General features: G+C 71.3%; 19 protein-coding genes. 13 read left to right on the plus strand and 6 right to left on the minus strand.

Translation table 11 applies throughout. The annotated features are described in order from the left end of the window. Nucleotides 1–351 precede the first annotated feature (351 nt). The gene (locus tag E4U91_RS25915) at nt 352–1,893 is read left to right on the plus strand and encodes an RNA polymerase sigma factor (protein ID WP_137309050.1); all 1,542 of its coding nucleotides are present in this window, start codon (nt 352–354) and stop codon (nt 1,891–1,893) included. Between the two features lie 133 nt (nt 1,894–2,026). Beyond that, complete coding sequence (locus E4U91_RS25920) at nt 2,027–2,893, plus strand: S1 family serine peptidase (RefSeq protein ID WP_137309051.1); 867 nt, start codon at nt 2,027–2,029, stop codon at nt 2,891–2,893. 112 nt (nt 2,894–3,005) lie between these two features. On the opposite strand, the gene E4U91_RS25925 is transcribed toward E4U91_RS25920, so the two are convergent. Further along, nucleotides 3,006–3,236 carry a DUF7455 domain-containing protein gene (locus E4U91_RS25925; RefSeq protein ID WP_137309052.1) on the minus strand — a complete coding sequence of 77 codons (231 nt, stop codon included), beginning with the start codon at nt 3,234–3,236 and terminating at the stop codon, nt 3,006–3,008. 442 nt (nt 3,237–3,678) lie between these two features. On the opposite strand from E4U91_RS25925, the gene E4U91_RS25930 reads away from it, so the two are divergent. The 6 genes from E4U91_RS25930 to E4U91_RS25955 all read left to right on the plus strand — a co-directional run bounded on the left by E4U91_RS25930 (nt 3,679) and on the right by E4U91_RS25955 (nt 10,628). Then, entirely contained in the window at nt 3,679–5,802 is a 2,124-nt protein-coding gene (locus E4U91_RS25930) for a DNA gyrase/topoisomerase IV subunit B (RefSeq protein ID WP_137309053.1), read from the plus strand. Nucleotides 5,803–6,015: 213 nt separating this feature from the next. Then, nucleotides 6,016–6,543, plus strand: coding sequence for a CcdC protein domain-containing protein (locus E4U91_RS25935; protein WP_137309054.1), 528 nt, complete (start codon nt 6,016–6,018; stop codon nt 6,541–6,543). Next, nucleotides 6,540–7,691, plus strand: coding sequence for a sensor histidine kinase (locus E4U91_RS25940; RefSeq protein ID WP_137309055.1), 1,152 nt, complete (start codon nt 6,540–6,542; stop codon nt 7,689–7,691). The genes E4U91_RS25935 and E4U91_RS25940 overlap by 4 nt, the downstream gene beginning before the upstream one ends. After that, entirely contained in the window at nt 7,688–8,374 is a 687-nt protein-coding gene (locus E4U91_RS25945) for a response regulator transcription factor (protein ID WP_137309056.1), read from the plus strand. The genes E4U91_RS25940 and E4U91_RS25945 overlap by 4 nt, the downstream gene beginning before the upstream one ends. Nucleotides 8,375–8,460: 86 nt before the next feature. Further along, complete coding sequence (locus tag E4U91_RS25950) at nt 8,461–9,039, plus strand: DUF485 domain-containing protein (RefSeq protein ID WP_422070912.1); 579 nt, start codon at nt 8,461–8,463, stop codon at nt 9,037–9,039. Further along, on the plus strand, nt 9,036–10,628 hold the full coding sequence (locus tag E4U91_RS25955) for a solute symporter family protein (protein WP_137309058.1): 1,593 nt from the start codon (nt 9,036–9,038) through the stop codon (nt 10,626–10,628). The genes E4U91_RS25950 and E4U91_RS25955 overlap by 4 nt, the downstream gene beginning before the upstream one ends. Before the next feature lie 32 nt (nt 10,629–10,660). Here E4U91_RS25955 and E4U91_RS25960 read toward each other — a convergent pair whose 3' ends face one another. Further along, nucleotides 10,661–11,353 carry a response regulator gene (locus tag E4U91_RS25960; RefSeq protein WP_137309059.1) on the minus strand — a complete coding sequence of 231 codons (693 nt, stop codon included), beginning with the start codon at nt 11,351–11,353 and terminating at the stop codon, nt 10,661–10,663. A gap of 165 nt (nt 11,354–11,518) precedes the next feature. Here E4U91_RS25960 and E4U91_RS25965 point away from each other — a divergent pair, with 165 nt between their 5' ends. The 3 genes from E4U91_RS25965 to E4U91_RS25975 all read left to right on the plus strand — a co-directional run bounded on the left by E4U91_RS25965 (nt 11,519) and on the right by E4U91_RS25975 (nt 14,312). Next, a complete protein-coding gene (locus tag E4U91_RS25965; RefSeq protein ID WP_137309060.1) occupies nt 11,519–12,334 on the plus strand; it encodes an ABC transporter ATP-binding protein in 816 nt (271 codons plus the stop codon). Further along, nucleotides 12,324–13,187 (plus strand): ABC transporter permease, encoded by an 864-nt coding sequence (locus E4U91_RS25970; RefSeq protein WP_137309061.1) that lies wholly within the window; start codon nt 12,324–12,326, stop codon nt 13,185–13,187. Before E4U91_RS25965 ends, E4U91_RS25970 begins: the two co-directional genes overlap by 11 nt. A 69-nt stretch (nt 13,188–13,256) precedes the next feature. Then, complete coding sequence (locus tag E4U91_RS25975; protein ID WP_137309062.1) at nt 13,257–14,312, plus strand: ABC transporter substrate-binding protein; 1,056 nt, start codon at nt 13,257–13,259, stop codon at nt 14,310–14,312. A gap of 40 nt (nt 14,313–14,352) precedes the next feature. Here E4U91_RS25975 and E4U91_RS25980 read toward each other — a convergent pair whose 3' ends face one another. The 4 genes from E4U91_RS25980 to E4U91_RS25995 form a co-directional block, all read right to left on the minus strand. Further along, nucleotides 14,353–15,033: a response regulator gene (locus E4U91_RS25980; RefSeq protein ID WP_137309063.1), complete on the minus strand. Its 681-nt coding sequence runs from the start codon at nt 15,031–15,033 to the stop codon at nt 14,353–14,355. Next, nucleotides 15,030–16,700 (minus strand): ATP-binding protein, encoded by a 1,671-nt coding sequence (locus tag E4U91_RS25985; RefSeq protein ID WP_137309064.1) that lies wholly within the window; start codon nt 16,698–16,700, stop codon nt 15,030–15,032. Before E4U91_RS25985 ends, E4U91_RS25980 begins: the two co-directional genes overlap by 4 nt. Nucleotides 16,701–16,880: 180 nt before the next feature. After that, nucleotides 16,881–17,825 (minus strand): sucrase ferredoxin, encoded by a 945-nt coding sequence (locus E4U91_RS25990; protein ID WP_137309065.1) that lies wholly within the window; start codon nt 17,823–17,825, stop codon nt 16,881–16,883. Nucleotides 17,826–18,080: 255 nt separating this feature from the next. Beyond that, nucleotides 18,081–19,340, minus strand: a complete 1,260-nt coding sequence (locus E4U91_RS25995; RefSeq protein WP_137309066.1) for a citrate synthase — start codon at nt 19,338–19,340, stop codon at nt 18,081–18,083. A gap of 152 nt (nt 19,341–19,492) precedes the next feature. Here E4U91_RS25995 and E4U91_RS26000 point away from each other — a divergent pair, with 152 nt between their 5' ends. Together E4U91_RS26000 and E4U91_RS26005 are read left to right on the plus strand one after the other, a co-directional pair. Then, nucleotides 19,493–20,656 carry a citrate synthase/methylcitrate synthase gene (locus E4U91_RS26000; protein WP_137309067.1) on the plus strand — a complete coding sequence of 388 codons (1,164 nt, stop codon included), beginning with the start codon at nt 19,493–19,495 and terminating at the stop codon, nt 20,654–20,656. Between the two features lie 367 nt (nt 20,657–21,023). Continuing rightward, a complete protein-coding gene (locus tag E4U91_RS26005; protein ID WP_137299555.1) occupies nt 21,024–21,260 on the plus strand; it encodes a hypothetical protein in 237 nt (78 codons plus the stop codon). Nucleotides 21,261–21,269 lie beyond the last annotated feature (9 nt).

A 21,269-nucleotide genomic window follows, 5' to 3' on the forward strand; every position in this document is an offset into this window, starting at 1 on the left:
CGTCGGACCCCGCAGGCCCCCGCGGCCCTGCGGGGTCCGACGGTGCGAGCCGCCGACACGCGCCCCTGGCTGTCCCTCGCACCCCCTCCGGCGACCGTGTCTGCCCGTGTCTGACCGATTTTGAGCGCTTACGTGGTGTGACTCGGGCCACGAAGATTGGGCGTAACACTCGCGGGAACTATGCGATGACCTAAGAGGTGACAGCCGCGGAGGGAATACGGACGCCGGTCAAGGCGCTGTGCTTCTCCCGGCCCCCGCCCGCACCGTCGGCCCATCCCCAGGCCGGTGGTCGGCTCCTGTCCGTCGTGGACGGGGCCGGAAGCCGTTTTCCAACGTTCCGAGAGGTTGTTCGTGTCGGCCAGCACATCCCGTACGCTCCCGCCGGAGATCGCCGAGTCCGTCTCTGTCATGGCGCTCATTGAGCGGGGAAAGGCTGAGGGGCAGATCGCCGGCGACGATGTGCGTCGGGCCTTCGAAGCTGACCAGATTCCGGCCACTCAGTGGAAGAACGTACTGCGCAGCCTCAACCAGATCCTCGAGGAAGAGGGTGTGACGCTGATGGTCAGTGCCGCGGAGCCGAAGCGCACCCGAAAGAGCGTCGCAGCGAAGAGTCCGGCCAAGCGCACCGCCACCAAGACGGTCGCGGCGAAGACGGTGACCGCGAGCAAGGCCACCGCCACCACGCCCGCCGCTCCGGCCGCTCCCGCCGTCGACGACCCTGCCACCGAGGAAGCCGCCACCGCCAAGAAGGCGGCTGCCAAGAAGACCACCGCGAAGAAGGCGGTGGCGAAGAAGACCGTCGCCAAGAAGGCCGCGCCCGCCAAGAAGACGGCGGCCAAGAAGGACGACGCCGAGCTGGTCGAGGAAGAGGTCCTCGAGGAGGCCAAGCCCGGTGACGAGCCGGAGGGCACCGAGAGCGCCGGTTTCGTGCTCTCCGACGAGGACGAGGACGACGCGCCGGCCCAGCAGGTCGCCGCCGCCGGTGCCACCGCCGACCCGGTGAAGGACTACCTGAAGCAGATCGGCAAGGTCCCGCTGCTCAACGCCGAGCAGGAGGTCGAGCTCGCCAAGCGCATCGAGGCCGGTCTCTTCGCCGAGGACAAGCTGTCCAACGCCGACAAGCTGGCCCCGAAGCTCAAGCGCGAGCTGGAGATCATCGCCGAGGACGGGCGCCGCGCCAAGAACCACCTGCTCGAGGCCAACCTCCGTCTGGTCGTCTCCCTGGCCAAGCGCTACACCGGCCGCGGCATGCTCTTCCTGGACCTCATCCAGGAGGGCAACCTCGGTCTGATCCGCGCGGTCGAGAAGTTCGACTACACCAAGGGCTACAAGTTCTCCACGTACGCCACCTGGTGGATCCGTCAGGCGATCACCCGCGCGATGGCCGACCAGGCCCGCACCATCCGTATCCCGGTGCACATGGTCGAGGTCATCAACAAGCTCGCGCGCGTGCAGCGCCAGATGCTCCAGGACCTGGGCCGCGAGCCCACCCCGGAGGAACTGGCCAAGGAGCTCGACATGACCCCGGAGAAGGTCATCGAGGTCCAGAAGTACGGCCGTGAGCCCATCTCCCTGCACACGCCGCTGGGCGAGGACGGCGACAGCGAGTTCGGTGACCTCATCGAGGACTCCGAGGCCGTGGTCCCGGCCGACGCGGTCAGCTTCACCCTCCTGCAGGAGCAGTTGCACTCCGTGCTCGACACCCTGTCCGAGCGCGAGGCGGGCGTCGTCTCCATGCGTTTCGGTCTCACCGACGGTCAGCCGAAGACCCTCGACGAGATCGGCAAGGTGTACGGCGTGACCCGTGAGCGGATCCGCCAGATCGAGTCGAAGACCATGTCGAAGCTGCGCCACCCGTCGCGTTCGCAGGTGCTGCGCGACTACCTCGACTAGGTCGCGTTCGTACGACGCCGAAGGCCCGGCTCCCGCGAGGGAACCGGGCCTTCGGCGTGTCGGCGCGCGTGCGGCGCGGCCGGTACTGGATCACTCTGGGTTTCCTGTCGTCAGCCCTGAGTGAGGAGGATCCATGCGTCGTTCGTTTGTCCGGGCCCTGGTCCGGCCGGTGGTCATGGCGGCCGCGGTGATGGCGATACCGCTGGGGACGGCCGTCCAGGCCGCGGAGGCGGCCCCCGGCGGTGTGGTGGTGGGCGGGTTCCCGGTCGACGTGTCCCAGAGCCCGTGGACGGTCGCGCTGTCCAGCCGTGACCAGTTCGGCGGTACGCGGTCGGGGCAGTTCTGCGGAGGCGTGGCCGTCGGCCTGACGACGGTGCTCACCGCGGCCCACTGCATGAGCCGGGACGTCCTGGGGACGTCCGCGAGCAAGGCGCGGGACCTGAGGGTCGTCACGGGCCGTACCGACCTGTCCACGACCGCGGGCAAGGAGATCACCGTGCGCGAGGTCTGGGTCAACCCGGGCTACGACTCCTCCAGCAAGTCCGGCGACTTCGCCGTACTGACCCTCAGCGAGCCCGTGCCGGCGTCGGCGGTGCTCCGCATGGCCCCGGCGGGTGATCCGGCGTATGCGCCGGGCACCCAGGCCACGGTCTACGGGTGGGGTGACACCACAGGGGCCGGCGCCTACCCGCACAGCCTGCGGGCCGCGTCCGTCCACGTGCTGGCGGACGCCGTGTGCGAGAGGGCCTATCCGGGTTCCTACGACGGCCGCTACGTCGCCGGCAGCATGCTCTGCGCCGGGGAGGAGCAGGGCGGCGTCGACTCGTGCCAGGGGGACAGCGGGGGTCCGCTGGTCGCCCAGGGGCGGCTGGTGGGTCTGGTGTCGTGGGGGAACGGGTGCGGGCAGGCGGGGAGCCCGGGCGTCTACACGCGCGTCTCCGACGCCCTGCGGACGCTGGGCTGGGACCGCGGCTCCCGCGCGCCGCACGGGGCTTCCTGAGGCGGTCCAGCGCGTCCTGGGCGCCACGAGTGCGGGCGGCCGCCCCTCCGTCGAGGGGCGGCCGCCCGCTGACCGGCCTGTGCCGGCTCTGGCTCGTCGTGGACGCCGAGGATCAGTGCTCTTCTTCAGAGGCAGTGGTGGGAACGGCCGTCAGGCGCTCGGATTCGTCCTGTATCTCAGCGGCGATCTTCTTGAGTTCCGGCTCGAACTTGCGACCGTGGTGGGCGCAGAAGAGCAGTTCTCCGCCACTGAGCAGGACGACGCGCAGGTATGCCTGGGCGCCGCAGCGGTCGCAGCGGTCAGCGGCCGTCAGCTGGCTCGCGGGGGTCAGAACAGTAGTCACGTCGCCTCTTCTCTAGCTCGACGAGCTGTCGTACCAGGGTCAACATCCAACCAGCCCCAAACGTTCCCGCTCGTGGCCGTTCCACGAAAAAATCTTTCGTGGTGGCTGGGTGCAGCCGGTCTGGCGGCGAATGTGCCGTAGTGCGTGTCTGCGGTGCTTACGGTTTCGCTCTGTCGGTCATGGTCAGGTCCTCCCGGCCGGCTTGCCGGTTTGTTCATGAGGACGTGCCCGGAGCCTAAATGGTTCATGCCTGGAAGGGAACGTGATATGTACTTCACCCCATCGAGGGATCGAACATGCATACGAGTCTGGACTAGGCTGAGTTCACCGCGAGGGTGGCGTGACAACGGCTCTACCAGGCCTCGGTACCCTCGTGGCGGCGACCGAAGCCGTGCCCTTACCCAGAAGGGCCCCACCTGAAATTCAGCGAGGAGCGAACCGCGTGACCGCCGACACGTCCGTGCCGTCCACAGCTCTCCTGGCAGGAGCAGACCGGGACGGTTCCAACTACACCGCGCGGCACCTGCTCGTCCTCGAGGGGCTCGAGGCCGTACGCAAGCGCCCTGGCATGTACATCGGCTCGACCGACAGCCGTGGCCTGATGCACTGCCTGTGGGAGATCATCGACAACTCCGTCGACGAAGCCCTCGGCGGCTACTGCGACCACATCGAGGTCATCCTCCACGACGACGCCTCGGTGGAGGTCCGGGACAACGGCCGTGGCATCCCGGTCGACGTCGAGCCCAAGACCGGCCTGTCCGGCGTCGAGGTCGTCATGACCAAGCTGCACGCCGGCGGCAAGTTCGGCGGTGGCTCCTACGCGGCCTCCGGCGGCCTGCACGGCGTCGGCGCGTCCGTCGTCAACGCCCTCTCCGCCCGCCTGGACGTCGAGGTCGACCGGGCCGGGCACACGCACGCGATCAGCTTCCGGCGCGGAGTCCCCGGCGCATTCGCCGCCGACGGCCCGGACGCCACGTTCGAGAGCGGGAGCGGCCTGCGCAAGGCCAAGCGGATCGCCAAGGCCCGCACCGGCACGCGCGTGCGCTACTGGGCCGACCGCCAGATCTTCCTCAAGGACGCCAAGCTCTCCCTGGAGACGCTGCACCAGCGCGCCCGCCAGACCGCCTTCCTGGTGCCGGGCCTGACGATCGTCGTCCGCGACGAGTACGGCCTCGGCGAGGGCGGCAGCAAGGGCGAGGAGTCCTTCCGCTTCGACGGCGGCATCAGCGAGTTCTGCGAGTACCTGGCCACCGACAAGCCCGTCTGCGACGTCCTCCGCTTCACCGGCCAGGGGACCTTCAAGGAGACCGTGCCCGTCCTGGACGAGCACGGCCAGATGACCCCCACCGAGGTCACCCGCGAACTGGGCGTCGACGTCGCCATGCGCTGGGGCACCGGCTACGACACGACCCTCCGGTCGTTCGTGAACATCATCGCCACGCCCAAGGGCGGCACCCACGTGGCCGGCTTCGAGCAGGCCGTGGCCAAGACCATGAACGAGGTCCTGCGCGCCAAGAAGCTCCTCCGGGTCGCCGAGGACGACATCGTCAAGGACGACGCCCTCGAGGGCCTCACGGCCGTCGTCACGGTCCGCCTCGCCGAGCCGCAGTTCGAGGGGCAGACCAAGGAGGTCCTCGGCACCTCGGCCGCCCGCCGGATCGTGAACACGGTGATCTCCAAGGAGCTCAAGGCGTTCCTGACCTCCACCAAGCGCGACGCCGCCGCCCAGGCCCGGGTCGTCATGGAGAAGGCGGTCGCCGCCGCACGCACGCGTATCGCGGCCCGCCAGCACAAGGACGCGCAGCGCCGCAAGACGGCCTTGGAGTCGTCCTCGCTGCCCGCCAAGCTCGCCGACTGCCGCAGTGACGACGTCGACCGCAGCGAGCTGTTCATCGTCGAGGGCGACTCGGCGCTCGGCACGGCGAAGCTCGCCCGCAACTCCGAGTTCCAGGCGCTGCTGCCGATCCGCGGCAAGATCCTCAACGTCCAGAAGTCGTCCGTGACCGACATGCTGAAGAACGCCGAGTGCGGCGCGATCATCCAGGTCATAGGGGCCGGCTCCGGGCGGACCTTCGACATCGACGCCGCCCGCTACGGCAAGATCATCATGATGACCGACGCCGACGTCGACGGCTCCCACATCCGCACCCTGCTGCTGACCCTGTTCCACCGCTACATGCGGCCCATGGTCGAGGCCGGGCGGGTCTTCGCCGCGGTGCCGCCGCTGCACCGCATCGAGATCGTCCAGCCGAAGAAGGGCCAGGACAAGTACGTCTACACGTACTCCGACCGCGAGCTGCGCGACAAGCTCATGGAGTTCCAGAGCAAGGGCGTCCGCTACAAGGACTCCATCCAGCGCTACAAGGGCCTCGGCGAGATGGACGCCGACCAGCTGGCCGAGACGACCATGGACCCGCGCCACCGCACCCTGCGCCGCATCAACCTCTCCGACCTGGAGGCGGCCGAGCAGGTGTTCGACCTGCTCATGGGCAACGACGTGGCGCCGCGCAAGGAGTTCATCTCCAGCTCGGCGGCGACGCTGGACCGCTCCCGGATCGACGCCTGACGACTGTGCCGGACGTCCGGAACACCACGCCCGGCCGGCCCCACCGAGGCCCGGCCGGGCGGCCTTCTCCACCCACGGGTGGAGAACCGCAGCCCCGCTGAATCCACCCGTGATCCACCCGTGCTCCGATCAACGGACGCCCGGAGATCCGTAGCGTCGAAGGCATCGGCAGCGCTCGCTGTCGGCTTCCCTTCCCCGTTCACGGAGGCAGTGATGTCCGGGCTCGTCGACGCGTTGGTGATCGCGGCCGTGGCCGCCCTGGTGATCGCACGGCAGGTGCGCGCCGCCCGGGTCGACGCCGGCCGGCGCTGGTGGCTCCTGCCCGGGATCCTCGTCGTCGTGGCACTGCGCGAGCCGGGACTGCTCGACGCCCGGCACCACACCGCCTCGGCCGCCCTGCTCGCCGTGGAACTGCTGGTGGGCCTCGCGATCGGAGCCGGCTGGGCCTGGACCACCCGTTTGTGGATGGAACCGGACGGCACGGTGTGGAGCAAGAGCACCAAGGCGAGCGCCGTGGTGTGGCTCGTGGGCATAGCCCTGCGAGTGGGTCTCTTCGGGCTGGGCACGACCCTCGGCGTCCACCAGGGCAGCTCCGCCCTGATGATCGCGCTGGCGGCCACCCTGCTCGTCCGCTCCGCGGTCCTCGTCCAGCGGGCGCGCTGGATACAGGAGTCCGCCGGTCCCACGGCGTACGGTGACGAGGTGTCCCGGTCCCCGCGACTGCGGAAGGAACGCGTGTGACCGACAACGCCCTGACCCGCTGGCCGTCCCGGGAAGCCCTCGGCCGGGAGGGAACCTCCCGGGCGCGGCGCCTGATCGCCTGGGCCGTACGGCTCCTCGTCCTCGGAACCCTGCTGACGGCCGCCTTCCACAGCAGCCGGGCCCACGGCTGGGGCATGGTGGCCGGAGTGGCGGGCGTCCTCCTCGCGGGAGCCTTCGCCTGGGCCTTCTTCCGCACGACGCTCCAGCACCGGCTGTGGTCCTCCCTGGCCTTCGTGGCCCTCTTGCTGGGCCTGGCGGCGGGCGGATACACCCTGGGATTCCGCTCACCGGCACTCGTCCTGTGCTGCGGGTGCGCCATCGCCGCGTTGGAGCGGCTGCCGCTGAGGGCCGGCCTGCCGGTCGCCGCGCTCGCCCTGGCCTCGTTCGCGGTCGTCGACAACGACAGCTGGCCGACCGCGGCCGTGACCGCCGGAGGGATGGCGCTCGCCGGATACACCCTCCGGCTGGACGCCGAGGCGCGCGGCAACACCCAGCGACTGCTGGCCCAGGAGAGAGCGGCCCGCGTCGCCGAGGCGGAATCGGCCGCCCTGGCGGAGCGGGCCCGCATCGCCCGGGAGATCCACGACGTGCTGGCACACAGCCTCTCGGCACAGCTGGTGCACCTGGAGGCGGCCCGGCTGCTGATCGAGCGGGGCGCGGAGCGCGAGCAGGTCCTCGAGCGGGTGGTCGCGGCACGGGGCATGGCCCGGGACGGCCTCGACGAGACCCGGCAGGCGTTGTCCGCGCTGCGCGGTGAACTGACCCCACTGGAGGACTTCCTGGCCCAGCTCGTGAGCACGGCGCCCCGGGCCGAGGTCACGATCGGGGGAGAGCGCAGACCACTGCCGGCCGAGGCGTCCCAGGCCGTTCGTCGAGTCGCACAGGAGGCCCTCACCAACGTCCGCAAGCACGCCGCGGGGGCCAAGGTGCGGGTGCGGCTGGAGTACGGGGCGGGCGAAGTGACCCTGGACGTCCGGGACTCGGGCGGCTCGCCGGGCGAACTCGCGGGCGCCGGTGGCGGGTACGGTCTGCTCGGGATGAGAGAACGCGCCGAACTGCTGGGCGGGTCGCTGGACGCCGGACCGGACGAGGAAGGGTTCGCGGTGAGGTTGAGGGTGCCGGTATGACCGGGGAGGCCGGGAGGCGGCCCGCGCGGGTGGTCGTCGCGGACGACCAGACGGTCGTCCGTGAGGGCATCGTGATGCTGCTGGGGCTGCTGCCGGGCATCGAGGTGGTGGGCGCGGCCGGCGACGGGGAGGAGGCCGTGCGGCTCGTCGCCGAGGTCGCGCCCGACGTGGTGCTGATGGACCTGCGCATGCCCCGGTGCGACGGCGTGGAGGCCACCCGGCGCATCCGGGTGGAGCACCCGGAGACGCAGGTCGTGGTGCTCACCACGTTCGCCGACGACGACTCGTTGTTCCCCGCCCTGCGAGCCGGGGCGCGCGGCTACCTCACCAAGGACGCCGGGGGCGACGAGATCCTGCGGGCCGTGGAGAGTGTCCTGTCCGGGGACGCGGGCCTGTCCCCGAGCATCCAGCGACGGCTGCTGGAGCGCCTCTCGGAACCCGCGCCGACGCCGGCGCCCCCACCCTCCGAACCGCCCGACGGGCTCACCGCGCGGGAGGCCGAGGTGCTGCTCCTGATCGCCGAGGGGCTCAGCAACCACGAGATCGCCCAGAAGCTGCACGTCTCCACGGCCACCGTGAAGACGCACATCAACAACCTGTTCGCCAAGATCGGGATCAAGGACCGGGCCCAGGCCGTGCGGTACGCGTACGGGAAGGGACTGGTGCGGCCACCGGCGGACTGAGGTGACGAGGCCGCCCCGGCCAGGTCACCTGATGGGGTGAAGAGCGCGGGGAAGAGAAGTCAGGGATCGGCCCGTTCTGTCCATCCTTGGGCATGCAGTTCAGCAAAGGTCGCGTGCGCGGCGGCGGGGACGGTTCCGGCCCATCGGACGGGCACCACGAGGCGCGGGGTCCGGCCCCCACCGACATGCCGGGGGACGTGCCGTTCGACGACCCCTGGTACGACGCACTCGCCTCGGGCTGGGGCGAGGCGGGCACGGTGGCCGTCCCGGTGCCGGCGGCGCGGCAAGGGCAGGGGCAGGGGCAAAGGCCGGAGCAGGACGACGACCTGGCGGCGGCCGAGGTCTACCTCGAGGTGCAGCGCAGCCCGGCGTTCCAGGAAGTGCGCAGCAGGTACCGGCGGTTCGTGGTGCCGGCGACCGTCGCGTTCTTCCTCTGGTACGTGGCCTACGTCGTGGCGGCGACGGCGGCGCCGGGCCTCATGGCGCGCCCCGTCGTGGGAGCGGTGAACGTGGGGCTGCTGGCGGGGCTCGGGCAGTTCCTGAGCACGTTCCTGCTCACCTGGGCCTACGCACGCCACGCCCGGCTGCGGAGGGACCGGGCCGCGCTGGAACTGCGCTGGGACACACAGGAGTTGACCCGAGGAGCAAGGGGCGGTGCGGCGTGACCGGCAACCATCAGACACTGGCCCTGGTGCTGTTCAGCGCGTTCATCGCGGTCACGCTGGCCATCACGACCTGGGTCAGCCGTGACCGGCACGGTTCGGCGGAGGAGTTCTACGCGGGCGGCCGCCTGTTCTCACCCATGGAGAACGGCTTCGCCATCGCGGGCGACTACATGTCGGCCGCGTCGTTCCTCGGGATCTCCGGGCTCATCGCGCTGTTCGGCTACGACGGGCTGCTGTACTCGGTGGGCTTCCTCGTGGCCTGGCTGGTGGTGCTGTTCCTGGTCGCCGAACTGGTGCGCAACTGCGGCCGGTTCACGCTGGCGGACGTCGTCGCGGCCCGGATGAGCGAGCGGCCGGTGCGGATCGCCGCGGGAACCTCCTCGGTCACCGTGTCCGTGCTCTACCTGGTGGCGCAGATGGTGGGCGCGGGCAGCCTGGTGGCGCTGCTGCTGGGACGCACCAGCGCGGCGGCCCAGTGCTGGACCGTGGTGGGCGTCGGCGCGCTCATGGTGATCTACGTGTCGTTAGGCGGGATGCGGGCCACCACCTGGATCCAGATCGTGAAAGCGGTCCTGCTGCTCGGCGGCACCGTGGCGCTCACGGCGCTGGTGCTGGTGCGCTTCCACGGTGACTTCGACCGGTTGCTGCTCACGGCGGCCGAGCGCAGCGGGCACGGGAACGCGTTCCTCGCGCCGGGGCTGAAGTACGGCGCGGACTGGACGGCCCGGTTCGACTTCATCAGCCTCGGGCTGGCCCTGGTGCTGGGCACCGCAGGCCTGCCGCACATCCTGTCGCGTTTCTACACCGTGCCGACCGCCCGGGCCGCGCGGCGGTCCGTGGTGTGGTCGATCGGGCTGATCGGCGGGTTCTACCTGATGACCATCGTCCTCGGCTTCGGAGCGGCGGCCATCGTCGGCCCGCAAGCGGTGCGCGAGTCCAACGCGGCCGGGAACACGGCGGTCCCCCTCCTGGCGCTCGACCTGGGCGGTGGGGCTGACTCCACGGGCGGCACCGTCCTGTTCGCCGTCGTGGCCGCCGTCGCCTTCGCCACGATCCTCGCGGTCGTCGCCGGCATCACGCTCGCGTCCTCCGCGTCGGTGGCCCACGACCTGTACGCGTCGCTGCGCCGCCGACGCGCCGAGCCCCGCAGCGAGGTGGCCGTCGCCCGGGCGGCCGCCGTCGGCATCGGCGTGGTGGCGATCGCGCTCGGCCTCCTCGCCCGCGACCTGAACGTCGCCTTCCTGGTGGGCCTCGCCTTCGCGGTGGCCGCCTCCGCCAACCTGCCCGTCCTGCTCTACTCGCTGTTCTGGCGAGGCTTCACCACCCGGGGTGCGGTGTACGCGGTGTACGGCGGACTGGTACCGGCCCTGGTGCTCGTGGTGCTGTCCCCGGTGGTCTCCGGCAGCCCCGAGTCGCTGTTCCCGGGCGTGGACTTCCAGTACTTCCCGCTGCAGAACCCCGGCCTCGTGTCCATCCCGCTGGGCTTCCTCGCGGGCTGGTTCGGCACGGTCACCTCGGCCGAGGTCGCCGACGAGGCCAAGCACGCGGAGACCGAGGTGCGGTCGCTGACGGGTGCGGGAGCCGTGTAGCCGGCGGTGGAGTCGCGGTGGGCGTGACGTCCTTACGGGGTCACCCAGGCGTAGCGGTGTTCCGGGCGGCCGGTGTCGCCGTATTTGAGGGAGAGGCGCAGACGGCCGGCCTGTTCGAGGTGGCGGAGGTAGCGCTGCGCGGTGGAACGGCTCAGGCCCGTCTTCGCGGCCACCTCGTGAGCCGACAAGGGGTGGCCCGCGCGGTGCAGGACGGCGCAGATCAGGTCGGTCGTCGGCTCCGAGTGGCCGCTGGGCAGGCCGGGGGAGGGCGGCACCGCTGCGGTGCGCAGGGCGCCGAAGATGCGGTCCACCTGCTCCTGTCCCGTGAGGCCGTGGCCGCCCACGCGGTCGACGGTGCGGCGCAGGGCGGCGTAGGAGTCGAGGCGGGCCCGCAGGGCGGCGAAGGTGAACGGTTTCACCAGGTAGTGCAGGGCGCCCAGGCGCATCGCCGCCTGGACCGTCGTGACGTCGCTGGCCGCCGTGATCATGATGACATCGGTGCCGTGGCCCTGTTCCCGCATGCGGTGCACGAGGTGCAGGCCCGTCCGGTCGGGCAGGTAGTGGTCGAGGAGCACCAGGTCGATGCCGCCGCGCTCGACGGCGGCCAGCGCCTGGGCGGCGCTGTGGGCGCGGGCGGCGACCCGGAAGCCGGGAACCTTCCCCACGTACTTGGCGTTGATCTCTGCGACACGGAAGTCGTCGTCCACCACCAGGACGTCAATCATCGGGCCTCTTTCCCTCAAGGCCTGGCGGGCGCGTGTGACGCCCGTGTTTCGGCTCCGTTGTTCTAGCGCGAGCAAAACGAGCACAACAGCCTGTTGCAAGCAAAAGAAGGGCATGTGCGCACAAGGCTGATGCCGTGACACCGGGCACACCTACCGTCCCCGGCCATGAGCGCACACACCAGCCCCGCCATCGAGCTGCGGGGCGCGAGCAAGACGTTCAGGACCCCGTCGGGGGGTCTGCACACCGCCGTCCGGGAACTGGACCTCACCGTCGGGCGCGGCGAGTTCGTGGCCGTCGTCGGGCCGACCGGCTGCGGGAAGTCGACCACGCTGACCCTGGTCAGCGGCCTGGAGGAACCGACCGACGGCGAGGTGCTCGTCGCCGGGCAGCCGGTGCGGGGCGTGGGCGACAAGGTCGGCTTCGTCTTCCAGCAGGACGCCACCTTCCCGTGGCGCACCGTCCTGTCCAACGTCATGGCGGGCCCCCGCTTCCGGGGCGTCCCCAAGGCCGAGGCGAAGAGCAGGGCGCGCGAGTGGCTGGCCCGGGTCGGTCTGTCCGCCTTCGAGGACCGCTATCCCCACCAGCTCTCCGGCGGCCAGCGCAAGCGGGTCGCGCTCGCCGCGACCTTCGTCAACGACCCCGAGATCCTGCTCATGGACGAGCCGTTCTCGGCGCTCGACGTGCAGACCAGGGCGCTGATGTCGGACGAGCTGCTGGAGCTGTGGGAGGGCACGGGCGCCTCCGTCGTCTTCGTCACCCATGACCTGGAGGAGTCCATCGCGCTGGCCGACAAGGTCGTCGTGATGACCGCGGGGCCCGCCACCGTCAAGCAGGTCTTCGACATCGACCTGCCGCGACCGCGCAAGGTCGAGTCGGTGCGCCTGGAGCCCCGGTTCATCGACATCTACCGCGAGATCTGGGAGTCCCTCGGCGAAGAGGTCCGCATCACCCGGGAAAGGGGAGCCGCTCATGCCGCCTGAGGTGCTCAGCCAACCTGTCGTCGACATAGTCAAGACGCCCGACCGCGCCCACTCACGCGCGCGTGCCGCCCGCAAGCGCAGGATCGTCGTCACCGGCGCGCGCGTCCTGCTGCTGGTCGCCGTGCTCGGCCTGTGGGAAGCGCTGTCCCGGGCCGAGGTCATCGATCCGTTCAACTTCTCCATGCCGTCGAAGATCTGGGACCAGATATCCACCTGGGTCACCCACGGCACAGCGCTCGGCTCGCTCGGTGAGCAGATCTGGTACACGCTCCACGAGGCGCTGCTCGGCTGGATCATCGGGGTGGTCGCCGGCGTGGTGTTCGGCATTGCCCTGGGGCGGATCACCTTCCTCGCCGACGTCCTTGGTCCCTACATCAAGGTGCTCAACTCGATCCCCAGGATCGTGCTCGCGCCCATCTTCGTGATCTGGTTCGGACTGGGTCCGGCCTCCAAGGTCGCCTCGGCCGTCGTGCTGGTGTTCTTCCCGGTGTTCTTCAACGCCTTCCAGGGCGCCCGCGAGGTGGACCGCAACCTCGTGGCCAACGCCCGCATCCTGGGCGCCAGCGACCGCCGGGTGACCCTCCAGGTGGTCATCCCCTCGGCCACCTCCTGGATTTTCACCAGCCTCCACGTCAGTTTCGGCTTCGCCCTGATCGGCGCCATCGTCGGCGAGTACATCGGCGCGACCAAGGGCATCGGCCTGCTCGTCGCGCAGTCCCAGGGCACCTTCAACGCGGCCGGTGTGTACGCCGCCATGGTCATCCTCGCGGCCGTCGCCCTCGTCGCCGAGGGACTGCTCACCTTCGCCGAGCGCCGCATCTTCCGGTGGAAGACGTCCGGCTCCGACCACTGAGCCCGGACGCCCCGCCACCTCCTCCTCACTCCCTTCGCCGTACCGCCTCCCTCAAGGACGTGAACCGTCATGCGCACAACCGTCAGGCGCACCGCCCTGGCCACCGCCGGGCTGCTCGCCCTCGCCTCCCTCACCGCCTGCGCCAACGACGCCGCGGGTACCTCCTCGTCCGGCTCCGGCGGGGACGGCAAGGGCACCAAGGTCAAGATCATGGTGGGCGGACTCGACAAGGTCATCTACCTCCCCGCCATGCTCACCCAGCGGCTCGGCTACTTCGACGCCGAGGGCCTGAACGTGGAACTGCTCAGCGAACCGGCCGGCGTCCAGGCCGAGACCGCGCTCGTCTCCGGGCAGGTGCAGGGGGCCGTCGGCTTCTACGACCACACGCTGGACCTCCAGGTGAAGGGCAAGGCGGTCGAGTCGGTCGTGCAGTTCTCGCACGCCCCGGGAGAGGTGGAGGTCGTCTCCACCAAGGCGGCGGACGACATCACCTCGCCGAAGGACTTCAAGGGCCGCAAGCTCGGCGTCACCGGCCTCGGCTCCTCGACGGACTTCCTCACCAAGTACCTCGCCGTGAAGAACGGCGTGAACGTCAGCGAGTTCACCCCGGTCGCCGTGGGCGCCGGGCCGACGTTCATCTCCGCGCTGCAGCAGGGCGCCATCGACGGCGGCATGACGACCGACCCGACCGTCGCGACGGTTCTGGACAAGGGCGCCGGCAAGATCCTCCTCGACATGCGCACCCCGGCGGGGTCGGAGGCGGCGCTCGGTGGACCGTATCCCTCGTCCAGTCTGTACATGCAGACGGACTGGGTGAACAGCCACAAGGACACCGTGCAGAAGTTGGCCAATGCATTCGTCAAGACGCTCAAGTGGATGTTCACCCACAGCGCCACCGAGATCGCCGACAAGATGCCCGCCGACTACTCGCAGGGCAACAAGGTGCTCTACGCGTCGGCCATCAAGAGCACGCTGCCGATGTTCACCGACGACGGCGTGATGCCGAAGAACGGCCCCGAGACCGTGGAGAAGGTCCTCAAGGCGTTCAACCCCACCATCAAGAATGCCGATGTCGACCTGAGCAGGACGTACACGACCGAGTTCGTCCAGAAGGCGACCGGCTGACCACCCGGCCGGCACGCGCGATGAGCCGTGTCGCCGTGCCTCAGCCGCGGGTCGCCCACACGTAACGGTGTTCCGGGCGGCCCGCGTCGCCGTACTTGAGGGTCAGCCGCGCGCGGCCCCTGCGCTCCAGGAGCTTGAGGTAGCGCTGGGCGGTCTGGCGGCTCACCCCCGTCCGGTCGGCGATCTCCTGGGCCGACAGGGGACCGTCGGCGCTCATCAGGCACCGGCGGACCAGCTCCGCCGTGGTGGGGGAGTGGCCCTTGGGCAGCCCCGGCTCCGAGGACGCCGACAGGGCGCCGAAGATCCGGTCCACGTCGGACTGTTCGGCCTCACCGCCGCCGTCGAGGGTGCGCCGCAACTCCGCGTACGCCTCCAGCTTGGCCCGCAGGCCCGCGAACGCGAACGGCTTGACCAGGTACTGCAGGGCACCCTGGCGCATCGCCGCCTGCACCGTCGAGACGTCCCGCGCCGCGGTCACCATGATCACGTCCGTCTGGTGACCGCGCCGGCGCATCTCCTGGACCACCTCGAGACCGGTCTCGTCAGGCAGGTAGTGGTCCAGCAGCACGAGGTCCAGGCGGGGCAGCGCCTCCATCCGGCGCAGCGCGTCGGCCGCGCTGTGCGCCTCGCCGGCCACGTGGAAGCCCGGCACCTTCTCCACGTACGCGGCGTTGACCTGGGCGACCCTGGCGTCGTCGTCCACGACCAGCACCTCAATCATCGTGACTCCTCCTCGGCGGTGTCGTACGTGCCCGCGCTCAGAGCGGGCTCCAGGTCCGGCGCGGCCAGCGCCTCGGGCAGGACGACCGTGAACCGCGCGCCGCCGCCGTCCGCCTCGTCCACCGCCACGCTGCCACCCTGCCGCTCGGCGAGCCGGCGCACCAGGGACAGCCCGAGGCCCCGCTTGCCGTGGGCGGGCGGCTTCTTCGTGGACCACCCCTCGGTGAAGATCAACTCCCGTTGCTCGGGCGGGATGCCGGGACCCGTGTCGCACACGCTGAGCACCGCCGTACGGCCCTCCGTACGCAGCTCCACCTCCACGCGCGCGTGCCGCGTGCCCGCCACGGCGTCCAGGGCGTTGTCGACCAGGTTGCCGACGACCGTGACCAGCCCCTGGGGATCGACGAGGCGGTCGGGCAGCCGGGTGTCGTCGGACACCCACAGGGCGACCCCGCGCTCGGCCGCGACGGTCGCCTTGCCGACCAGCAGGGCGGCCAGCAACGGGTCGTGGACCTTCTCCGTGACCTGCTCCGCGGTGACCCGGTGGTCGCCGACGACCTCCCCCACGAACTCCACGGCGTCGTCGAACATCTCCAGCTCCAGCAGCCCGAGGAGGGTGTGCATGCGGTTGGCGTGCTCGTGGTCCTGCGCGCGCAAGGCGTCGATCAGGCCGCGCGTCGAGTCAAGCTCCCGGCCCAGTTCCTCCAGCTCGGTCCGGTCGCGCAGGGTGGCCACGGCGCCGCCGTCGTCCGTGGGCATGCGGTTGGCGACCAGGACGCGCTGGCCGCGCACGGTGAGCAGGTCCGTGCCCGTCACCCGGCCCGCCAGCACGTCGGCCGTACGCCCCTCGCCCAGGGCCTCGTCCGGGGTGCGGCCGACGGACTCTTCGCCGATGCCGAGCAGGCGTTGCGCCTCGTCGTTGAGCAGCCGGACGCGGCCCGCGCGATCCAGGGCGACCACGCCCTCCCGGATGCCGTGCAGCATTGCCTCGCGCTCCGCCAGCAGCGCCGAGATGTCGGAGAAGGCCAGGTCGCGCGTCTGACGCTGGACCCGTCGGGAGATCAACCACGCGGCCAGGGCGCCCACCGCGAGCGCACCGCCCGCGTATGCCAGCAGCCCGGGGATTGCGTGGAACAACCGGTCCCGCACGCTGTCGTACTCGATGCCGACGGACACCGCGCCGATGATCCTGCCGCTGCTGTCGCGCAGCGGCACCTTGCCGCGGGCCGAGCGGCCGAGGGTGCCGGTGTCGATCTGCATGACGTCGTGACCGGCCAGTGCGGGCCCGGGGTCGGTCGAGACGTGACCGCCGACCTCGTCGGGGTCCCGGTGGGACCAGCGCACGCCCTCGGTGTCCATCACGACCACGTACTCGGCCCCGCTGGCCTTGCGGATCCGCTCCGCCTGCCGCTGCACCGGGCCGTCGACCGTCGGCGGCGTGCTCCGCAGGTCCTCCGCGATCTGCGGTATCTCGGCCGTGGTCCTCGCGATGGCGAGGGCGCGGCGCATCGCCTGGTCGTCGAGCTGGTCGCTGAGCGGTGCGAGGAACAGGCCGGTCGCGAGCACCGCGACTCCCGCGGCGATCGCCACCTGCATCAGCAGCACCTGCGAGAAGACCCGCCGGGGCAGGCCCAGGCGCAGGCGGCGTGCGGGGGGAGTGGGGCTCATGCCACGACGGTACGTGGACGGGTCGACCGGACCGTAGGGGTGGGGCGTGCATCCGTGCAAGGTGTGGCATGGATCTCTTGAGCGATCCATTGATCCACCCAATTGATGCACCGAATCATTGATCCGCCGGCGCACGCCGAGGTGCATGACGGCTCGTGGGGCGGTCGTACCGTTCCCGCGTCAGCTGGCCAGCGCCGCCACTCGCCCCAGCTCGCGCACCGCCACCACGTCCATCTGGGCCGGTGCGCCGAGGACCGACGCCCCGCAGCTCTCCGCGCGGGGCGGGAGCGAGGCGCCCTGGGCCACGGTCACCAGCCACCGGCGTCCGTCCAGGTGCGCCACGGTCACCTCCCAGCGCGGTCCCTCGCCGGTCGTCCGGACGACGGCGAGCGCCTGAGCCGCGTACTCGTCGGCCGCCCGGCGCACGGCCAGCTCGGCCGCCTGACCGGGGCGGTCCCAGGCCGAGCTGCCGCGGCAGCCCTCCACGACGATCCGGCCCTCCTTGACGCCGTGCAGGACCGCCTTGACGCCGTCGGCCTCGGCGCGGCCGTAGGCATAGCCGTACGGCAGGACGAGCACCGTGGGGGAGAACCGATGACCACCCAGATGGGTGACCTCCCACACGCCCGGAACGTCCGACCCGGCGAGCTCGGCGGCCAGCGGCCGGCCCAGGAGTGCGCAGCAGCGGTCGCGCTTGCCGTTGGTGCAGATGAGGGCGAGCGGATCGCCAGTGTGGGCGCGGCCGTCGAGCGCGGTGTCGAAGGTGCGGTGGTCCCCGCGGCTCAGCGCGTCGAAGTCGAGGTCCAGGAGCCGCCGTGGGTCGCTCGTCGTGGCGGTGCGCAGCCACACGCGGCCGGGCACCGTGTGGGCCGCGAACACCCGGCGCACGGGCGGCGTGCCGAAGTCGGCGTGGCGTCCCGGGCGGCGGATCAGGGCGATGCGCACGCCGGTGCCCTTGGCGGCCCGGCGCAGGGCCCGGCCCAGCGCCGGGTCGAGATGGCTCGACGTGAGCGCTTCGGCACCCCAGGGGCCGGGCTGCTCCAGCAGGATCCAGGTCCTTGCCGTGGCCGCGGTTCCGGGAAGCGGCTCGCCGAGGTCTCGCGAGTCGGTCGCGCACGTACTCACAGAGGTGAGCCTAACCTGAGTTGGTCCCTGGTGGCTCCCGGGCGCCGGTGTGTCCTGCTCCGACCGGATCGGGCCGCGGGGTCGGGCGGACGGACGTTCGGCGTGCGGGGGCCGGGCATGACCTCTGGGTTCCCGTGCGCGGGCCTCCCATGCGCGGGCTGCGCTGCGTGGTTCAAGGCGCCCGGCGGAGGCCGGATCCCGCGCACAGCGGGAGAGTCGAAGCTCCCGCGCCCGCCGGAGGCCGGCGCCCGCGACCTACGCCTGCGGCAGCGCCTGGGGCGGCTTCGGTCCCACGTAGTGGCCGCTGGGCCGCATTCGCAGCGGCCGCTCGCCGTACTCCTCCAGGGCGTGCGCGATCCAGCCCGCCGTGCGTGCCACGGCGAAGACCGTCTCGCCCGCCGTGGACGGCATCCCGCAGGACACGGTGAGGACCGCCAGGGCCAGGTCGACGTTGGCGTGCAGCGGGGCGTGGCGGGCGGTGGTGGCGACCACGTCGCGGGCGGCGGCCAGGGCGGGTCCGGCGGTCGGGACGTCCTCCAGTAGGGCGAACAGCGCACGCGCGCGGGGGTCCTCGCCCGGGTAGAGCCGGTGGCCCAGGCCGGGGATGCGGCGGCCCGCCCGCAATTCCTCGGCGATCACGGGACCCGCGTCGCCCTGGTCGAGGACCTCCAGCAGCAGCCGGTGGGCGAGTCCGCTGGCCGCGCCGTGCAGGGGCCCCTCGATCACGCCCAGCCCGGCGGAGACGGCCGCGTAGGCGTGCGCGCGGGCCGAGGCGGCCACGCGGACCGCCAGGGTCGAGGCGGCCAGGTCGTGGTCCGCGAGCAGACCGAGGGCCGTGTCGAGGGCGCGCAGTGACGCCGCGTCGGCGTCCCGGCCGCTGAGCCGGCCCCACAGCCGCCGGGCCAGCGGCCCCTGGTCCCGGTGGTCGCGCCGGCGGGGCGGCAGGGCGGCGACCAGTGTGGGGATGAGGACGCGCGCGGTGGCGAGCACGGCGACCTCGGACAGGTCGAAGCGCAGCGGGTCCGCGGTCGCGGCGGCGATCGCGGCCACCCTCAACCGGTCGGTGGGGCCGGCGTGTTCGGGCAGCGCGTCGACCGCGCGCCGGGCCGCCGCCACGGAGGGCTCGGGCGCGGTGAGGGTGGCGCCGGGCTGGAGCCGGCCGGTCCACAGCCACTCGGCGACCTCCTCGTAGGAGTGCCGGGAGGCCAGCTCGACGGCGTCGACGCCGCGGAAGTAGTACCGGTCCGTGTCGATGAACGTGAGCCGGGTGCGCACGGACAGCTCCGCCCCGGAGCCCGGACTCCCGGCGCTCTCCCGGCGGTTGCGCCGCGCGAGCGCCTCGACCTCCTTGGCGTCGAAGGTGCTGGCCCGGCGGCCGGGCACGCGACGGCTGCTGAGCTGGCCGCGGCTGACGTACGCGTAGACGGTCTCCGGCTTCACGCCGAGCAGTTCGGCGGCCTCCTTGGTGCTCAGCCGTCGTTCGGGGTGGCCGGGGCCGTGTTCCTGATCACGCATGGCAGTCACCGTATCCGCAGACCACATTTATTGATTCAATCAACATTGACAGATTTCTAGTCAAGTATGCACAGTCGAATCGATACGAGGTCACTCCGGAGTCAGTTCGAGTCAGCTCGAAGTCGGTTCAAGGTCAGTTCGAGGGAGAAGCCATGTCCGTCCACAGTTCCGCAGCCGCACTCGTCGAGGTGCCCCGCGGCCTCGCCGGCGTCGTCGTCACCGACACCGAAGTGGGCGACGTCCGCGGGCTCGAGGGCTTCTACCACTACCGGCAGTACTCGGCCGTCGACCTGGCGCAGAGCCGTACCTTCGAGGACGTCTGGCACCTGCTCCTCCACGGCGACCTGCCCGACGCGGCCCGCTCCGCCGCCTTCACCGCGCACACCGCCGGCTTGCGTCGCCTCCCCGCCGAGGTGACCGCGGCGCTGCCGACCATCGCGGCGGCCGGCGCGGGCGGCAATCCGCTCGCCGGACTGGGCACGGCACTGTCGCTGCTCGGCGCCGCCAAGGGGTTCCGGCCGGTGTACGACATCGATGCGGACCGGCGCCGGGAGGACACCGTCGTGGCGACGGCCGCCGTACCGACCCTGCTGACCGCGCTCTACCGCCTCGAGCAGGGCCTTGAGCCCGTCGAGCCCCGTGAGGACCTGTCGTACGCCGCGAACTACCTGTACATGTTGACCGGTTCGGAGCCGGATCCGGTGAGGGTGCGCGCGGTCGAGCAATACTTGATCTCCACCATTGATCACGGGTTCAACGCGTCAACCTTCACCGCGCGGGTCATCGCCTCCACCGGAGCGGACGTGGCGGCCTGCCTCGTCGGCGCGCTGGGCGCCCTCTCCGGGCCCCTGCACGGCGGAGCCCCGAGCCGCGCGCTGGACACCCTGGACGCCATCGGCACTCCGGACCGCATCGACCCCTGGATCCGCGCACGCGTCCTCGCCGGTGAACGCATCATGGGCTTCGGGCATGCCGTCTACCGCACCGAGGACCCCCGTTCCCGGATGCTCCGCGACATCGCCCGGCGCTTCGGCGGCCCCCGCGTGGACTTCGCGATCGAGGTGGAGCGGCAGGTGGAGGCGATCCTCGCCGAACTGAAGCCGGGTCGGGAACTGCACACCAACGTCGAGTTCTACGCGGGCGTGGTCATGGAACTCTGCGGCCTGCCTCGCGCGATGTTCACCCCGACGTTCGCCGCGGCACGCGTGGTCGGCTGGAGTGCCAACGTCCTGGAGCAGGCCGAGGACCGGAAGATCATCCGCCCGGCGGCGCGGTACGTCGGCCCGCACGCGCCCGTGCCGGTACCGACGGTGTGACGGCGCGGGCCCCCACCCCCGGAGCGAAGTACCCCGGGGCTCCCGGCGCTCCCAGCGCACCGGACGCACCAGGCGCGCGGGGATCGAGCCCACGAGCAAGACACCGCACCGCGCGCCGCCGTAAGACATCGCACCGCGCGCCGCCGTGATGACGCACCCGTATCAGCCGTCACTCAAGTATCTTGTCGCCTGGCCCTCTCCAGGCGCTCCGGCGAACACCCTTGCGCTCGGAGAGCGCAGTGCGACGAACCGCCATGGACCCGTGGACCCCGTGGACAACCCACCGTGGAACACCCGAAGCGGGCACAACGCCGTCCGAGTCAGGGCTGCCTCCGTCCCTCTTCGAGCCACAAGGCGGTATCCCTCCGTGAAGATCGTGCGACGTGTCGGGGCCTCCCCTCGGGAGCGCGGCAGTGCCACCGGGCAGACCTGCCCCGACATCTTCGAGCTCAGCAACGGTGACTTCGCCGTGATCGGGCGCGAAGCGACCGCGGAACTCGATCCGGAGCTCCCGTCGGACGCCGCACGGGCCGACCACGAGCGCATCGTCGTCATCACCCGGGACACGCTCGTGCGCGCCAAGCGCGACATCCCCGACGTCTGACCGCGGACG

It is taken from the genome of Streptomyces lasalocidi, assembly GCF_005280215.1.
GTDB classification, from domain to species: Bacteria; Actinomycetota; Actinomycetes; order Streptomycetales; family Streptomycetaceae; genus Streptomyces; species Streptomyces longwoodensis.

Excerpts from the sequence above, each read along its gene's own strand:
- E4U91_RS25985 (WP_137309064.1), bottom strand. The coding sequence starts at position 16,700 with ATGAGCCCCACTCCCCCCGCACGCCGCCTGCGCCTGGGCCTGCCCCGG.
- E4U91_RS25975 (WP_137309062.1), top strand. The coding sequence starts at position 13,257 with ATGCGCACAACCGTCAGGCGCACCGCCCTGGCCACCGCCGGGCTGCTC.
- E4U91_RS25920 (WP_137309051.1), top strand. The coding sequence starts at position 2,027 with ATGCGTCGTTCGTTTGTCCGGGCCCTGGTCCGGCCGGTGGTCATGGCG.
- E4U91_RS25945 (WP_137309056.1), top strand. The coding sequence starts at position 7,688 with ATGACCGGGGAGGCCGGGAGGCGGCCCGCGCGGGTGGTCGTCGCGGAC.
- E4U91_RS25980 (WP_137309063.1), bottom strand. The coding sequence starts at position 15,033 with ATGATTGAGGTGCTGGTCGTGGACGACGACGCCAGGGTCGCCCAGGTC.
- E4U91_RS25960 (WP_137309059.1), bottom strand. The coding sequence starts at position 11,353 with ATGATTGACGTCCTGGTGGTGGACGACGACTTCCGTGTCGCAGAGATC.
- E4U91_RS26000 (WP_137309067.1), top strand. The coding sequence starts at position 19,493 with ATGTCCGTCCACAGTTCCGCAGCCGCACTCGTCGAGGTGCCCCGCGGC.
- E4U91_RS25970 (WP_137309061.1), top strand. The coding sequence starts at position 12,324 with ATGCCGCCTGAGGTGCTCAGCCAACCTGTCGTCGACATAGTCAAGACG.
- E4U91_RS25935 (WP_137309054.1), top strand. The coding sequence starts at position 6,016 with ATGTCCGGGCTCGTCGACGCGTTGGTGATCGCGGCCGTGGCCGCCCTG.
- E4U91_RS25995 (WP_137309066.1), bottom strand. The coding sequence starts at position 19,340 with ATGCGTGATCAGGAACACGGCCCCGGCCACCCCGAACGACGGCTGAGC.
- E4U91_RS25965 (WP_137309060.1), top strand. The coding sequence starts at position 11,519 with ATGAGCGCACACACCAGCCCCGCCATCGAGCTGCGGGGCGCGAGCAAG.